The 16,857-nt window shown below is 49.5% G+C and carries 15 protein-coding genes; 13 read left to right on the top strand and 2 right to left on the bottom strand.

Annotated features, from left to right (window positions below):
* Positions 1-8: 8 nt before the first annotated feature.
* The 5 genes from Pelsub_RS12035 (at position 9) to feoB (ending at position 5,560) form a co-directional block, all read left to right on the top strand.
* Complete coding sequence (locus tag Pelsub_RS12035; RefSeq protein WP_116223499.1) at positions 9-1,646, top strand: CapA family protein; 1,638 nt, start codon at positions 9-11, stop codon at positions 1,644-1,646.
* A gap of 37 nt (positions 1,647-1,683) precedes the next feature.
* Positions 1,684-2,238 carry a dCTP deaminase gene (gene dcd, locus Pelsub_RS12030; RefSeq protein ID WP_116223500.1) on the top strand — a complete coding sequence of 185 codons (555 nt, stop codon included), beginning with the start codon at positions 1,684-1,686 and terminating at the stop codon, positions 2,236-2,238.
* A gap of 18 nt (positions 2,239-2,256) precedes the next feature.
* Positions 2,257-3,339: a hypothetical protein gene (locus tag Pelsub_RS12025; RefSeq protein WP_116223501.1), complete on the top strand. Its 1,083-nt coding sequence runs from the start codon at positions 2,257-2,259 to the stop codon at positions 3,337-3,339.
* Between the two features lie 86 nt (positions 3,340-3,425).
* Positions 3,426-3,656 (top strand): FeoA family protein, encoded by a 231-nt coding sequence (locus Pelsub_RS12020; protein ID WP_116223502.1) that lies wholly within the window; start codon positions 3,426-3,428, stop codon positions 3,654-3,656.
* Positions 3,653-5,560 (top strand): ferrous iron transport protein B, encoded by a 1,908-nt coding sequence (gene feoB / locus Pelsub_RS12015; protein WP_158675102.1) that lies wholly within the window; start codon positions 3,653-3,655, stop codon positions 5,558-5,560. The genes Pelsub_RS12020 and feoB overlap by 4 nt, the downstream gene beginning before the upstream one ends.
* Before the next feature lie 122 nt (positions 5,561-5,682).
* Here the strand turns inward: feoB and Pelsub_RS12010 are convergent, their stop codons facing one another.
* On the bottom strand, positions 5,683-7,014 hold the full coding sequence (locus Pelsub_RS12010; protein ID WP_116223504.1) for a ferredoxin reductase family protein: 1,332 nt from the start codon (positions 7,012-7,014) through the stop codon (positions 5,683-5,685).
* A gap of 55 nt (positions 7,015-7,069) precedes the next feature.
* Positions 7,070-8,023: a SprT-like domain-containing protein gene (locus Pelsub_RS12005; RefSeq protein ID WP_116223505.1), complete on the bottom strand. Its 954-nt coding sequence runs from the start codon at positions 8,021-8,023 to the stop codon at positions 7,070-7,072.
* 241 nt (positions 8,024-8,264) lie between these two features.
* Between Pelsub_RS12005 and Pelsub_RS12000 the strand changes: the two genes are divergently transcribed.
* The 8 genes from Pelsub_RS12000 (at position 8,265) to Pelsub_RS11965 (ending at position 16,636) form a co-directional block, all read left to right on the top strand.
* A complete protein-coding gene (locus Pelsub_RS12000; RefSeq protein ID WP_198418354.1) occupies positions 8,265-8,462 on the top strand; it encodes a hypothetical protein in 198 nt (65 codons plus the stop codon).
* Between the two features lie 115 nt (positions 8,463-8,577).
* Positions 8,578-9,057, top strand: a complete 480-nt coding sequence (locus Pelsub_RS11995) for a nitroreductase family deazaflavin-dependent oxidoreductase (protein ID WP_116223506.1) — start codon at positions 8,578-8,580, stop codon at positions 9,055-9,057.
* A gap of 119 nt (positions 9,058-9,176) precedes the next feature.
* Positions 9,177-10,220: a PD40 domain-containing protein gene (locus Pelsub_RS11990; protein WP_158675101.1), complete on the top strand. Its 1,044-nt coding sequence runs from the start codon at positions 9,177-9,179 to the stop codon at positions 10,218-10,220.
* Between the two features lie 297 nt (positions 10,221-10,517).
* Positions 10,518-12,191: an ABC transporter substrate-binding protein gene (locus Pelsub_RS11985; RefSeq protein ID WP_116223508.1), complete on the top strand. Its 1,674-nt coding sequence runs from the start codon at positions 10,518-10,520 to the stop codon at positions 12,189-12,191.
* Positions 12,192-12,314: 123 nt separating this feature from the next.
* Positions 12,315-13,337, top strand: a complete 1,023-nt coding sequence (locus Pelsub_RS11980; protein ID WP_116223509.1) for an ABC transporter permease — start codon at positions 12,315-12,317, stop codon at positions 13,335-13,337.
* A 15-nt stretch (positions 13,338-13,352) separates the two neighbouring features.
* Entirely contained in the window at positions 13,353-14,609 is a 1,257-nt protein-coding gene (locus Pelsub_RS11975) for an ABC transporter permease subunit (RefSeq protein WP_198418353.1), read from the top strand.
* A gap of 1 nt (position 14,610) precedes the next feature.
* Entirely contained in the window at positions 14,611-15,615 is a 1,005-nt protein-coding gene (locus Pelsub_RS11970) for an ABC transporter ATP-binding protein (RefSeq protein ID WP_116223510.1), read from the top strand.
* 22 nt (positions 15,616-15,637) lie between these two features.
* Positions 15,638-16,636 (top strand): ABC transporter ATP-binding protein, encoded by a 999-nt coding sequence (locus Pelsub_RS11965; protein WP_232528593.1) that lies wholly within the window; start codon positions 15,638-15,640, stop codon positions 16,634-16,636.
* Positions 16,637-16,857 lie beyond the last annotated feature (221 nt).

The raw sequence follows: 16,857 nt of genomic DNA, 5'->3' as shown, positions 1-16,857 counted from the left end.
CGGTTTTTATGAAAAAAGTTCGCTCACTCATCAGTATTATTCTGGCTGCAGCGGTTCTTCTTACCGCTTGCGGAAAAAACCAACCCGAAGAAGCGCAAGCCGTTGAATCTACTACCCCACAACCCCAGCAAACATCCTATACCATTTGGCTGGCTCCCTATTTGCCGGAGGCCATGCTGGACGATATGGCGCTTCCATCAAAAGTGATCGAAGTCAACGATAAAACCGAAGCGGATTTGCTGGTTGACGTAGGCGCGGACCATCCGGTATCACAATGGATATACGTTCTGGCGGCTCCTTTCGCAACGGTTGCGGATGAAGTCAGCCTGGACAGTTTGCAGGCACTTTGGAAAGGCACAGCGCCGCAGGATTTTCCGGTTGAAAAACTGATCATGGACGGCAGCACCCAGGCTATTCTGGAAAAACTGTGGGGCAGCGCCGCGATTAATACCGTCAAAACCGTCTCGGCGGAGGATCTGCTGACCACTGCCTGGAACGAAGAAAAGACCTGGGCGATCATTCCCTTTGAAGAGTTGGATCCGCAGTGGAAAGTCATCGCGCTGGATGACCAATCTCCTATTCAAAAAGCCTTCAATCCGGATGCTTACGGGTTAAAGATACCTTTCTCGCTGGTCGGCAACACGGATGTGGTTGAGCCTTTTATGAAAAAGTACGGCCCAGAAAGCGGCAGCCCGATGCTGCCCACTGGAAACCGCGACGCGGACAAACTGACCACCGTAGTGGTCACGGGTGTCACCGCCCTGGTACGCGGAACGGCTTACCTGATGGAAAAGAACGGCATGACTTATCCGGCCATCGATATCGGGGATATCCTGCGCGACGCGGATATTTTGCACGTAAGCAATGAAATTCCCTTTACTGAAACCTGTCCGAAGCCGTTTGCCAATCTTGAAAATGACACCAACCTGGTTTTTTGCAGTAAACCGGAATATATCCAATTATTGGAAGCAATCGGCACCGATGTCGTGGAACTGACCGGCGATCATTTCCGGGATTGGGGCGCGGATGCCATGCTGTACACCATCGATATGTACAATCAGCGCGGTTGGCAGTATTACGGCGGGGGTACCGACCTGGCCGATGGCATGAAACCGGCGCTTTTTGAACATAATGGCAATAAAATCGCGTTTATTGGCTGCAATGCCAAACCGCCAGGCTACGCCACTGCCTCGGCGACATCACCCGGCGCGGTACACTGCGATATGGATGCCATGGCTAAGGTGGTCAAGGAAGTGGTGGCGGAAGGTTATCTGCCCATCTTCACGTTCCAGCATCTTGAGTATTACACCTATACTATTAATAAGAACCTGGTCGATGACTTTGAAAAAGCAGCCGATGCCGGCGCGGTAATCGTCAGCGGCAGCCAGGCGCACCAACCGCACGCCTTGGAATTCTATAAAGGCGCCACCCTGCATTTTGGCTTGGGCAACCTGTTCTTTGACCAATATAATGAAGGTTTTCCGCAGCGCCAGGCTTTCATGGACCGGCACGTGTTTTACAACGGCCGTTACATCAGCACTGAATTGTTGACCATCATGTTCACGGATATGGCCCGCCCGCGGCTGATGACAGCGGATGAACGCGCGGACCTTTTGAATACGGTTTTTTCAGCCAGCGGCTGGTAAAATTTTTTATAAATAATATTGAATATAGGAGAGAACCATGGCACTATTACCAGATTTTCGAATTCGTGAGTACGCCTTAAATGAAGGCATGATTGAACCTTTTGTGGATAAACAAGTACGTAATGGCGTTATCTCTTACGGGCTTTCATCCTATGGATATGACATTCGCGTGGCTGACGAGTTCAAAATCTTCACCAATGTGTTTTCGGCCGTGGTCGACCCCAAAACTTTTGACCCGCGTTCGATGGTGGATTTCAAAGGAGATGTGTGTGTTATCCCGCCAAATTCATTTGCGCTGGCAAAGACGGTTGAGTATTTCCGTATTCCGCGTAAAGTGCTCACTATTTGTGTGGGCAAGAGCACTTATGCCCGCTGCGGCATCATCGTCAATGTGACCCCCTTCGAACCGGAATGGGAAGGTTTCGTCACGCTCGAAATTTCCAATACCACACCGTTGCCCGCGCGCATTTACGCCAACGAAGGCATCGCCCAGGTATTGTTCTTTGAAAGCGACAAGTCCTGTGAAATTTCCTACGCGGATAAAAAGGGCAAATACCAAAATCAGAAGGATATTGAACTGCCGAAATTGTAATATTTAAAAGAAGGTTAGGTGGAGAAGAAGAGAAAGCGCAGGCTGGTTCGCAGGTATTACGCTGAACGCTACTTGCTGGTGACCATCATCAGCTTCGCTTTCTCCGTCTCCATTACACGCTTCTTTCTGGAGCTGACCGGTTACCCGCAAATCGGCGGCAGCGAATTGCACATCGCGCACGTGTTATGGGGCGGGCTGCTGCTCTTTATCGGGGGACTTTTTCCACTCATATTTGTAAACAAGCGCGCGTTTGATTTAAGTGCTTTCTTTTCCGGGGTAGGCGTTGGACTGTTCATTGACGAGGTGGGTAAATTTATCAGCCGCAGCAACGATTATTTTTTCCCAGCGGCCGCGCCCATCATCTACATCTTCTTCCTGCTGACATTGCTGGTATTCGTCCTGGTGCGGCGTTCACGCGCGGATGTTGGGCTGCGGGCAACGCTCTACCACGTCATCGAACAATTCGAAGAAATACTGGAAGGGGACTTGTCTGAGCTGGAACGCGACCGTATGCTGCGCAGCATTCAAAGAGCCCTGCATGACAAACAGGATGCGGGCCTCACATCGCTTGGAAATGATCTGATTGCTTATTTACAAGCCCAGGAGGATAACCTGGTACCACACCAGCCCGACTTTCTGGAGAAAATATCCGATGATTATTTGCGCTTTGAAGCCCGGATTTTCAACCACACCCATTTCTACCGCAGACTGATGATCGCTTGGGGGGTGTGGGGGATTGTCGCCCTCATTCACCCGCTTTTCGCGTTGCTATCGGCCCAAACAAAAATGAGTTTTTCCGGCATTTGGGGCTCGCTTTTCATCAGTGATTTGTTATTACTCTCCCCGGATATTTCAATTTCAGGCATTATCCGTCTGGCGGGGGAAGCGCTGGGCGGCTTGCTTTTGATCGTGGCGGTCGTGTTGGGCATGCGCGGACTCAAGCGACCGGCCATTGCGCTGGCCATGCTCAGCCTGCTGTTAACAACCCTGGTGATAAATATCTTTATCTTTTATTTTGACCAATTCTCCTCTGTTTTCTACGCGTTTATGCAGCTGATTTTATTAGCCGTGACGGTCCGTTATAACCGCCATATCCCCTAAAAACTCATAAAAATATAAAACCTTGCGTTATTATTTATATAGGCTATAATACTAAAAAATATTAGCATATACTAACTTAATACGACATGATAAATCTGCTGCAAGTAAATAATGGTAATTGGGTAAAAGTCATAAAGGTCGCGGGGGGGATTGAAATGGAGCGCCGTCTGGCTCAACTCGGGTTCCTGCCCGGTAATAAAGTCCGTATCATCCGTTCAGCGCCGTTTCACGGCCCGCTGCTATTGGATGTGGAAGGGCGTGAAATTGTATTGGGGCGGGGTGTGGCGAACAAAGTCATGGTGGAGTATCTTTCGTGAGATTTGCATTAATTGGACAACCGAATTGCGGTAAAAGCACCCTGTTCAATCAGGTAGCCGGTTACCGCGCTGAAACAGGCAATTTTGCCGGGACAACTGTGACCTTCACCGAAACTAAAGTGCGGGTGCTGGGGGATGTGGTGGAACTGGTTGATTTACCCGGAACGTACACCTTGTTGGCAACCAATCCGGCCGAACGCGTGGTCTTGGACTACATGGTTGAAAAACCGGTGGATGCCATTATCAATGTAGTGGACGCTACGCACCTGGTGCAGGGGCTGACCTTGACGCTGGAGTTAATGGAATTGGGTCGGCCGATTGTGTTGGTAATAAACATGATGGACGAAGCCAAGCGCCAGGGATTGAAGGTTGACGGCAAGGCGCTTTCCGAGCTGCTGGGAATTCCGGTCATGCCGATGGTTGCCACGCGCGGCCAGGGCATTCGTGAAGCATTCTCTCAAACATGGCACATTGCCCACCAAAATAAAATTCCCGCGGCACCTGTCTACCGGGATGAAATTGAGCAGGCCATCCTGACGCTAAAGAGTGAAATTGACAAGACGGATTATCCTGTCAGCCGGCGGGCCATCGGCATCAAATTGTTGGAGGGCGACCCTACCCTGACTGATCAAGTGGGTAAAAAAGTACCCGCGATTCAAACCTTAGTCCAGACACAGTGGGATCGCCTGTGCCACCAGTCCTCGGTGCAAGCGGTTTGGTTGATTGCAAGCGAGCGCCAGCGTTTGGCGCGCGAGTTAAATGAGAAAGTTACCACGCAGACAGAAACCCATCTGACCCTGCGCGATCGTTTGGACGATTATTTATTGCACCCGTTTTGGGGATATATATTCCTGATTGCCATAATGGCATTGTTTTTTTATGGTGTTTATGGGTTCGGCACCTGGGTAGAAACACCGCTGTTGGATTTCTTTAACAACCTGGATGCGAGCATATTAACAGCAATGCATTCGAGCGGCCTGCTGGCTCAGGTCGTCTCCGGGGCTATCCAGGGTATCTCCGGCGGTTTAGCCATCGTGTTGCCTTACCTGGTGCCGTTCCTGGTGGGGCTGGGCTTTCTGGAGGATATCGGCTACCTGACGCGCATTGCGTTTCTGATGGATTCACTGATGCACCGTATCGGGCTGCATGGCAAAGCCATTGTGCCCTTTATCCTGGGATATGGCTGCAACGTACCGGCTATCATGTCCACCCGTATCATGGAGGACAAGCGTGACCGTTTCCTGAGCGCGGCTTTATCCACCATGGTGCCCTGTGCCGCGCGTCTGGCGGTGATTTTCGGGTTGGTGGCATTCTACGTTGGGCCTTGGGCGGCGCTTGGAATTTACCTGTATAACCTGTTCATCATCGCGCTGACGGGAAGAATAATCACGCATTTCCTGCCGGAGGATTCTCCCGGTTTGATTCTGGAGATGCCGGTTTACCGCGTACCGACTCTAAAAACGGTCACGGCCAAAGCCTGGTTCCGCATTCGCGAATTCATTTTTGAAGCATGGCCGGTGTTGATCATCGGCAGCATCTTGCTGGCGATCATGAATTTTTATTCGGTGACAGACTATATCAACACCATTTTCGAGCCCTTCAATTGGCTGCTGGGGCTGCCCAAGCAGGTCGGCACGCCGCTGGTATTCGGTATTTTCCGCAAGGAATTATCCATGATCATGCTGGCGCAGGCTTTCGGAACCACGAATTACGCAGCCATGATGACCGCAAAGCAGATGGTGGTGTTCACGGTGTTTGTGGTTTTTTACATTCCCTGCTTCGCGACTATGATCTCCATCCGCAACGAACTGGGCGGAAAATCCATGTGGGCAATCACCGGATTAACCGTATTGGTGGCGACGCTGGCAGCTCTGCTGGTGCGTGTTGTTTTAATAATCGTTTAGCGCAGCGGTTGGCCGGCTTCAGGCCGCTTTCAAAAAGGCAAAAGCCAGTGAAAGCGCAACCGCGCTGAGGACGATCAGATACACGAAGTATTTGGAATATCTTTGACGCATAAGGCAATCTCCTAAGCGAAAGAATACCTTTCGGTATGGACTTTCTTTTCCGAAAAACCGGTTTGGTGCAGCGCTTTTTCAACCGCGTTCATCATGGGTGTAGGGCCGCATAAAAACACTTCCGTTTCAGCTCCCAGCCAATCTTCCGGCAGGTATTTCTTTAATATGGCGCTGTTCAGGAAACCGGATTCACCCTGCCAGTTTTCGGGCGGGCGCTCGATGACATACACCAATTCCATGTTCAACCTTTGGCGCAGCTCTTCCATTTCTTCCCGGAAGGTAACCGCGTCCCAGGTTTGGTAAGCGTAGAATACTTTGATGGGGCGTTGGTCGCCGCGGTCCGCCAGCGTGCGCAGTATGCTCATAATGGGGGTGACGCCGATGCCCCCGGGAATGAGCACCAGATTTTTCGCTTCGGGATAGCGGTCGATGCTGAAAGAGCCATAAGGGCCATCCACGTATACCTGGCTGCCTGCCTTTAAGTTCTGGATTTTTTCGGTGAAAGGTCCCAGGTTTTTAATCGACATTTGCAGCGTTCCGGTTTGCTCCGCGCTGGAGGCGATGGAGAAAGGATGTTCACTGTCTGAAAAAGGTGTCTTCCAGGCGGTCAGCCAGCCAAATTGGCCGGGATGAAAATGGACTTCCTTTCCCACGGGAGGATTCAAAGTAATCGTCCATACGTCTCCGCGTTCTTTCTTTACTTCCGATACGATGAAGGGGTTGCGCGTTAGTCTAAGCGGGTAAATCACACGCGTATAGATCAACATGGCAATGAATAAGGCGGAATAGCCGATCCAGAGTTCTTTCTTCCAGGACTGACTGACGTAATTGCCGGTCAGGAAGATGTGAATGAGCGCCATGGAAACCATGACGGTGGCGATGATACCGTGCCAGAATTTCCAGAACCAGTATGGGATTTTCAGCTTTTGGCGATATTCAGCCAGCCAGACGACCAAAACCAGGAACAGCACAGCCAGTGAACCGAACTTTACCGGCAGGGGGCTGGTAAAGATATTCAGATAGCGCAGGTAGCGGCTGTCCAGGATGAATAGCAGGATGGGGTGCGCGAAAACCAAAAAGAACGCGGCGATGCCAATCTGGCGGTGGAAATGGTAAACCAGATCGGTTCCAAAGGGCGCGTTGAAAAATTTCAAGCGCCCGCTGTTGACGAACTGCAGGGCCATGATGGCCAGGCCGACGAAGGCCAGGCTGACGGAAAGATCAAGCAAGCTGGGGCGCCCGCTGAATTTCGGCCCAAGCAGCAGAATAATCACAGGAAAGAGGATCAAAAAAGTATAAAGACAGGCAAAAAAGAACCCCGAGAGCAGGTTTTTCGTTTTCAAAGCAGCCTCACTTTCATCTCCACCAATTCATAGTTAATAAGATTGTAGCTGAAATCTAAAACAAATTCTTCTGGTTTAATTCCTTAATCAACGCCTCTGCTTGTTGGTAGGATTCAAATTTTCGTTCGGCATCCCTGAAAATTTTCGTGTGGGCATAGCGCCGGCCGTTGACTTCCTTTAAACCAATCTTTTTATGCAGCATTTCATGGTACATGACATATTCCAGTAAATAGAGGGGAATATCGGCGCTGTCCAACCGGCGGTTGATGGTGATAGTGTCCGATTCGGGATGGTAGGCGCCCAGCCGGCGGGTCGTCCTGCGGCTGCTCCACGTCAATCGTGGTTGGGATAAACTGCCCTCAAAATACTGGTTGTTAACTCTGCCAAAAACGACGGTCAAATCGAAATATTTTCCCCGGCCCGCGAGCCGGTTGCCGCCATTGTTTGCCTGCAGCGCCGCGGATATGACCCGATAATCCGCCTGACCGGTATAGGCTTTTATGACATTCAGGCGTTTTACAGTCCGCCTTTTCAAAGCGGTTTCCAGAAGGGTTTGTTTGATCGCGGTCGGCGCCTGGATGAAACCTTCATTTACTTCCAGAAAAACCTTGCGGCCTTTCTGACTCGAACGGAAAAGGTAAGCGGAATGGTAAATTTCGATTTCCAGTGATTTGGAAATATTTCCCAATTTCAAATTGGGAAATAGGGGAGGCAGCAGGCGGTAGAAATCATCGATTGCATGGGCGTGCGCAAAAAGCCAATCTCTTTCCTCGATGAACTTCAGCCATTGATACGCACGGAACGATGGCGTGGGCAGGTCTTCGGGTTTGCCGTTCATCTTTTGGCATAATTGATGAGTTTTTGCAAGGGCGGTTGAAACATCATTTGACAACCTGCCCAAATCCTCTTCGGAGAAAACGGTTTGCGGCCGGATTAACTGGGGCAGTACCATCGCCTCGATGGAATGGTTGATTGAATGTGCGGTTGAGACCAGATTCGAGATACGCATGAATGATATTCCTAGCTTCAATTTTACTCAGATTAGGAAAATGTCTTGCTTTCCTATAAAAATATAATGAAAAGAATAGCAATTTAATCTGTTCAATTTCTAAAAATTGGTGTAATATATGCGCCACTTAACGGATGTGTAAAATAAAGAAATTGTTCAGGATAAAGTGTTTGAACGAGAGTGGGTAAATCAATGCGATTCGCATTAATAAATTCTTTATTTGAAAAAAGAGGAGATTGAAATGATGCAAAGTGCCGAATGTCCGCAATGTGGCAGTGAGGTATCAGTAGGCTCGCAACCTCGAATTGGGAAACTGGTTGAATGCAAGAGTTGCGGTGCCGAATTGGAAGTTGTCTGGTTGGATCCGTTGGAATTGGATTGGCCTATGATGGATGACGACGAAGATTACGAAGATGAAATCGATGAAGAGGATTATTAAAAAGGATTAATCACTTTCATAAAATTAAATATTAGGAGCTGATGGAACCCATTCAGCTCCTTTTGTTATTCCGAGATAGCCTGCTGTATGTATAATTGTGTTAGAGTAGCGGACTATGAAAAAAATCAAAGATATCAAACCCCCGCGGGGAATTGAAAAAGTGTTATTTAAATTACCCAACTTTTTTTATAACATCGGGCTGGGTTCAATCATGGGCAGCCGTTTTGTGCAATTGTCGCATATAGGCCGAAATAGCGGAAAAATTTATAAAACGGTTGTAGAAGTTGTTGATTATGATCCCGACCAACGCAAGATATATATTGCATCCGGATTTCGGCAGCAATCGGACTGGTATAAGAATATTTCAAAAACACCGCAAATCGAGATTAATTTCCGCGGAAAACTCTACGATGAGGCATTTGCCAGAGAGTTGAGCCAGGTTGATTCTGAAAAAGTTTTATTGAACTATGCGCATGATCATCCTCTGGCGATGAAAGAGTTAGCCAAATTCATGGGGTATGAAATCGACGGCAGCGATCAGGATATACGCCTGTTGGCACATGAATTGCCACTCATTGAAATCCAACTTATCTAAAAGGAGAAGTAATTATGAAAACTCGTAAGCTTTTTATCCTAACGATTGTTTCTTTAATACTTTTATCTGCATGTACAGCACCGGTGAACTTATCCAGCTGGCTTGAACCTTCTCGAGATATGTTAAAAGAAATTTTTGCCATTATAAGCAATGACACATCTGCGACGGAAGAAGCGGATAAAGCGGTTGAAACAGCCACTCTGGTTAATGTTGCTGCTGTGATGGCAGAGGGAACGGCTACACCTGCCGGCGAGGCTGCTGCAACGACTGAAGTGACTGCTGCCCCTGTCGAAACTGCCACTGCGGAGGAAATCGCCGCGGCTGAAGCAGGCACTTCAACAGGTGAACCTACCGGCAGGATTATCTATACCTGCCAGGTGGACAATACATTCGGCCACGATCAGATTTGCATGATTAACGCGGATGGGACAGGATTCCGCCAGCTAACCAATGACCTGCTGCACCAGCACTTATCTCCTTCCTGGGGGCCGGACGGCAACAGTTTTGTGTTTATTGGCTCACACAGCGGTTCTCCCAAGATTTATGAAATGGATCTGGAAGGCAATATGCATATGGTTGGGGATATTGAAGGCGACTTATACTCACCGATGTTCTCTCCGGATGGACTGCGCATCATTTTCACACGCTATGTCAGCGATACGGAACAATACATTTCTGTCATGAATCGGGATGGCAGCAACCTGCTGGACCTGGTGGCATACTACAATAATAAAGACGCGGTATGGTCGGAAGATGGCAGCAAAGTATTATTCACCTCCCGTGAGGATGGGAAAGCCGGAATCTATTATATGAACGCCGGGGGCACGACCATCCAAAAGGTCGATGAACTCAGCGGTTTGGATGGGCGTCCGGATTGGTCAGTAGACTATACCATCGCAACTTACTCCGGTACAAAAGATGCCCACGACCGCGAAATTGTATTAATGGAAGTGGGAAAAGCCCCTGTAACGATCACCAGCGGCGGTGATAACCTTTCTCCATCTTTCTCGCCGGACGGCCAATGGATAACTTTCATGTCCTACCGAGACCATTACTGGGAATCGGACGGCTGCGAAATTTATATCATGCGCAAGGATGGTACGGATATCCGCCGATTGACGGAAAATACCTACTGTGATTACCAACCGCGCTGGGGTAATTAATTTGACAGTTACTCCAAAATTTATGTAGCGATCAGGCTGAAAACGGCTTGTTTTCTGGAAAATCAACAGGCCGTTTTACATTATTTTCATTGCCTATTTCATTCGTGAATTATGTATAATTTACGAGATTACTAAAATATCATTGTAATATCATGATGAATTACTAAAGGGACATGATAAAAATCATTTTTCTGGTAAAATCAATGTTTAAGTATTTTCCTAAGGAGGTGGTGATTATTGCCGATGTTGAGTTAGGAGTTTGTAAAATACTGAATAAAAAATTTTTGGAGGAGAACAATGAGTAAGAATAAATTTTTTGCTTTGTTTATTTTTGTGCTGCTCGCCGGTATGCTGATCACAGCTTGCCAGCCTGCTGCCACAACAGAAGAAGCTGCTCCTGCTGCTGAAGAAGCCGCACCTGCTGCTGAAGAAGCCGCACCTGCTGAAGAGGCTGCTGCCGGTCCGTTATGGACACCCGAACTGCGTGAAGCGATTGCCGCTGCGATCGACCGCGAAGCACTCGTCGACCGTGTTTTCGAAGGCCGCAATACCCCTGCTTATCACATGGTACCCGCAAGCTACCCGTATGCCACGGAACCCTTCCTGGACAAATACGGCACGCGTGATTTGGACATGGCCAAGCAGCTGCTGACCGACGCCGGCTATTCCGAAGCGAATCCCTTCGTCTTCGATCTGTGGTATCCGCCCGAACATTACGGCACCACCACCGCCGATGTCATGCAGGTTCTCAAGGAACAATTGGAAGAGACCGGCATGATCACCGTCAACCTGCAGTCCATGAACTGGGCTGAGTACGTTGATGGTTTCGTTGCTGGCGACCTGCCCATGTTCATGCTGGGTTGGTTCCCGGATTTCGTCGACCCCGACAACTGGCTGACCCCGTTCGCCTCCTGCGAACAGTCACCTGACAACGGCGTCAACTACTGCAATCCTGACATGGATGCATTGCTGCAATCTGCTGCTGCCGAAACTGATACCACCGTTCGCGCGGACCTGTATCAGCAGATCGGTGAGCTGTATGCGAATGATGTCCCCACCATCCCGTTATTCTGGGAACCGGAATACATCACCTACCGCAACGGCGTTGAAGGCGTAGCCATCGGTGGTTCATTTGAGTTCAACTACAATGTCCTCAGCTTCGCTGATGGATATACCCCCGTTTCCGGCGACGCCAACACCATCATCATCGGTACCACCGATGAGGTGAACAGCTTGGATGCAAACGATGCATACTCCACCCACGACTGGGAAATCATCAAGAACACCGGTATGGCGCTGATGGGTTATACCCCCGGCACCACCGAATTGGTTCCCGCCGCAGCTGCCGACTTCCCCGTTATCAGTGACGATGGACTGACCTATACCTATACGTTGAAAGATGGTCTGACCTTCGCTGATGGCACTCCTCTGACCGCCGATGCTTATGTTTACTCATGGGATCGCCTCAACACGCTTGAGGGTCAGGTTTCCGGCCTGGTTCAGGTTTATGTTGATACCGTAACAGCCCCCGATGCGAAGACCGTTGTTTACAAGTTAGACAACCCCGTCGGCTTCTTCCCGGCGCTGACCGCTACCGCCCCCTTCGTTCCGGTAAATCCGGCCGAGTTCCCGGCGGATGAAATTGTTCAATTCCCCGACAAAATCGATGGCATTGGACAGTACAAGATGGTCTCCCACGTTCCCGGCGAACAAATGGTTCTCGCAGCCAATGAATATTACACTGGCGAAGATGCGGCCATTATCCCGAACGTTATCGTCAAGTACTTCGCCGATCCCACCACCATGGCCAACGCTGTGGAAAAGGGCGAGATCGACGTTGCCTGGCGCACCCTGGGTCCCGTGGAATCCACACGGCTCCAGTCTGTCGATGGTTTGACAGTAGTGAAAGTTGATGCTCCTTCACTGCGCTACCTGGTATTCAACCATACCTATGGCATGACTGCAGAGTAAAAGCAACAAAAATGGTGAGGGTTAGCAATAACCCTCACCATTATTACAGTTTCATTGCTATTATCCGCATTTATCATTAGAAGCACCTAGAGAAAAAATTTTTGGTTTTGGAGTAATACCATTATGTCTTCTTCGTTTCGAAAATTCTTGATCACCCGGCTCTTGTTAACAATTCCGATGGTCTTGATCCTGGTAAGCCTGATATTCTTTGTCATGCGTGTTTTGCCGGGCGATCCAATTCGTTCGCAATTAGGCCCGCGTGTCAGTGAAGAACAGGCTAATGTGCTACGCGAACGACTGGGCTTGAACGATCCCATCCTGGTTCAATATGGCAATTATCTGAAAGATATTGTCACCTTTGACTTTGGCAATGCCCTGACGCAGGGTGAAAGACCTATCCGGGATGAATTGGGCGAGCGCCTTCCCGCCACCCTGGAATTGACTATCCCCGCCATGTTGTTCACCACCATTTTTGGCGTCGGTTTGGGGGCATTTGCCGCCAAACATCGTAAAGAGCCGGTTGACTATATCATTCGGCTATTCAGCATTTTTATATATTCCATCCCGATTTTCTTCATGGGGCTGATTTTTCAAATCATTTTCGGTGTCCGTCTGGATTGGCTGCCACTCTCCGGCAGGATGGATTCGATGATTTTGACTACTTTCCAATCCAAGACAAATTTCTACGTATTGGATGCGATCCTCACCCAAAATTGGCCGGCTCTGGGTTCAGCCGTCTCACATTTGATTATGCCTTCATTGACATTGGGGTTGGCACTCACAGGTGTATTCATTCGCTTGACGCGTGCCAACATGATTGAAATGCTGCGCTCTGATTTTATTGCTGCCGGTAAAGCGCGCGGTATTTCCGAAAAGCGGCTGGTCTATCACCATGCGCTGCGAAATACTTTTATTCCAATCCTGACGCTGATTGGGTTGCAGACTGCTATCCTGATCGCAGGGGCAGTCCTTACCGAAACGACCTTCTCCTGGCCGGGAATTGGCCGTTACCTGGTAGAACGCATTGCATTACGTGATTACACGGCTGTACAAAGTACGATTGCCATGTTTGCTTTCTTTGTTGCAATCATTTCCCTTGTCATGGATTTATTAAATGCGGTAATCGACCCCAGAATTCGATATTAGCGAGATTGGTAGAAGATGGAAAATAAACGAGAAGTTGTAAGTGATTCCGTGCCGGAATGGCAATTGGAATTGGATAAAGTTGGATGGATGCGCAAGATGCTGCTGGCGCGCAAGTGGTACGGCGGCGATTGGTGGTTTGTAGTAATCAGTGCTGTTTTACTATTGTTTATCATTACCGTGGGTGTGTTTCCCCAATGGTTTGCTCCTTTTGACCCGCGTGAGGAAGTAGGGCCGTCATTATTGGCGCCGGGTGAAGAAGCACCTGGTTTGAATGTACTGGTGCTTGCGTCCTCCGATGCGCAGGAATTTGCGGACGTGGCCACCAAAACCAATACGGTAGGTTATTTAATGGGCAGCCCGGCAACCCAAACCATTCGCGATACGGTCAGCAGCCTGAACGATGAAGCTGAAGAACAGGGATTGGGAAATATTTACCAACCCCGCAGCACTCGTTTCGAAACTCTGGAAGAAGGACTGGCGTCACTCAGCGCCGGTGAAATTGATGCCTTTGTGGCATCTGAGGACGAATTGGGAGATACCCAGATTGAAGCCAATGGATACAGGGAACTGAATATCCTGAGCGGCAGCAAGGCCAGTTCGTTTGTTTTGGGCACCAACCAAATCGGACAGGACATCCTCAGCCGCATCATTTGGGGAACCCGCATTGCCTTGATTGTTGGCTTGATTTCCGCAATCATTTCCTTTGTCATCGGCGTTCCGCTGGGATTGATCAGCGGTTTCATCGGCGGCACTTTCGACCGTATTTTGACCTTGTTCATGGATAGCTTGTATACCTTCCCCGGACTGATTCTGGCAATTGCCATTGCCTCAGTGCTGGGCGCGGGCATCGGCAATATTATCGTGGCGATTTCCGTGTTGTATATACCGACTTATTTCAGGATTGTGCGCGGTCAAACGCTTTCCGTGAAGAATGAATTGTATGTGGAAGCAGCCCGCAGCCTGGGTACCAGGCCCCGTGAAATTTTATTCAAATACATTTTCCCGAATGTACTGCCTTCCGTGGTGATCATTTTTTCCGTGAATGTCGCGGATGCCATCCTGACCGAAGCAGGCTTGAGCTTCATTGGCCTGGGTTTGCCGCCGGATACTCCGGACTGGGGTATCGATTTGGCGCGCGGACAGGATTATCTGCGCCGGGCTTGGTGGCTGATTACCTTCCCGGGCATCATGGTAACATTGGTAACCTTATCATTCAGTATGCTGGGTGAAAGTCTTTCGGAAATTTTGAATCCTCGCCTGGCGGAGTTGTAAGATGGAAAGAGATACATTAGTAAAAGTTGAAGATTTATCCGTGACCTATCACACGCGCATTGGTCCGGTCAGCGCCGTGGATCATGTCTCGTTTGAAATCCAGAAAGGGGAGATCCTGGGTTTGGTAGGAGAAAGCGGCTGCGGCAAGAGCACGCTTGGAAAAGCACTCATGCGCCTGATTGAACCCCCTGCGGAAATTTCCAGCGGCCACATCATTTTTGATGGGGAAGACATCATGCAATATGATGAAGAAAAGATGCGCGACTTTCGCGGCCGGCGCACCAGCATGATTTTCCAGGATCCCATGACATCATTAAATCCCATGCAGCGCGTGGACGACCATTTGGTTGAGGCCATCCAGGTGCACGAACCAAAAACCAAACGCGAAAAGGCGCTGGAGCGCACTACCGTTTTGATCGAGCGGCTGGGTATTGGGTTGAATCGCTTGGGCAGTTACCCGCATCAGTTATCCGGCGGTATGCGCCAACGCGTGATGACCGGTTTGGGCCTTGTACTGAACGCGGAACTGATCATTGCGGACGAAGCAACCACTTCGCTGGACGTGATTGTGGAAGCCAAACTGGCCGACCAGTTGCGTGAGATTCGCGATGAATTTGGTGTGACATTATTGATGATCACGCATAATATCGCGCTGGTGGCGGAAATGGCCGACCGTGTGGCGGTGATGTATGCCGGCCATGTGGTTGAAATGGGTGATATCTACACGGTATTTGAAAAACCGCTGCATCCATATACGCAGGGATTGTTAGGTTCTGTGCCGAGTATTGAGCTGAACGACCGCGACGAGCTATTCAAGATGCCGGGCGAGCCGCCCAACTTGACGCACCCGCCAACAGGCTGCCGTTTCCACCCGCGCTGCCAACATGCTATGCCGATTTGCAGCCGTTTGGAACCAGACTTGCTCAAAACGTCTTCCGGCTCGCTGGTGCATTGCTGGCTTTATCAGGATCATCCTGAAAAAACAGAGAAAACGTTAAAGGTTTAAACATATGACTTCAGGAAATGACATGATGGAATCGGAAGATAAGATCCTGATTCTGGAAAACGTAAAGAAATATTATCCGGTTCAAAAGGACCTGATTGACCAGGTTGTATCCGGAAAACATGAGTTTGTACGCGCGGTTGACGATGTTTCACTGTATATCAAACGCGGTGAAGCACTCGGCCTGGCCGGCGAAAGCGGCAGCGGTAAAACGACTATCGGCCGTTTGGCGATTGGCCTTGAAAAATTAACCGAAGGCAAAGTTACCTTTGACGGCATCGATCTCTCGACTCTGAACAGCGAGGAGCTGCGCAGAATGCGCAAGAAGATGCAGGTTATCTTCCAGGATCCCATGGCTTCATTGAACCCGCGCATGACTCTCGGCAGCGCCATCCGGCAGGGGTTGAGAATCCACTATCCGGAATTGGCCGACCAGCACTATGATATGGTGTTGAGCATGTTTGAAAAAGTTGGCCTGACCCCGCCGCTTTTCTATTACGATAAATTTCCCCACCAGATTTCCGGCGGCCAGCGCCAGCGCGTCGTGATTGCGCGCGCGTTGATTACCCGCCCGGAATTGGTTTTGGCGGATGAACCGGTAGCCATGGCGGATGTAAGTGTGCGTGCTCTGCTGCTGGATTTGATGATCAAGTTGAAGGAAGAATTCAACCTGACCTATCTGTTTATCACCCATGACCTGGCCACAGCCCGTTATATCTGCGATCGCATCGGCATCCTGTATCTGGGAAAACTGATGGAAATCGGTGATTTGCACGCGATTTACGATCATCAGCTGCACCCGTACACGAAAGCATTGATGGCGGCAGTGCCTGTGCCGGATCCACGCAAACGGCGCACAGAAGATATGCCAGAAGGTGAGATTCCCAACCCGATCAACCCGCCTTCCGGCTGTGTTTTCCATCCGCGTTGCCCCATCGCACGTCCGGATTGCGCTGAGATCGAACCAAAGCTGGAAGAGGTTGAACCCAATCACTTCGTGGCTTGCCGTTATTATGAACGGTAGATTGAATTGAGATTCCAGAGCCCGTACTGAAAGGTACGGGCTTTTTTATTAAAGGTTGCCTGAGCAGTATCGTAGGCAACCTTTTGATTCCAATATTTTCTTAGCCACAGATGAACACGGATAAATACATTGATGAATTAAGGTTGATGAACACAGATGGTGCATTGTGCTGCCATTGCGAGAGAGGGGGCTTTTGTCCGTTTTTTTAGCCACAGATGAAC

The sequence above is a fragment of the Pelolinea submarina genome (assembly GCF_003966975.1).
Lineage (GTDB): Bacteria > Chloroflexota > Anaerolineae > Anaerolineales > Anaerolineaceae > Pelolinea > Pelolinea submarina.
Note: the sequence above shows the minus strand (reverse complement) of the source record. Positions and strands in the feature narration are given on the sequence as shown.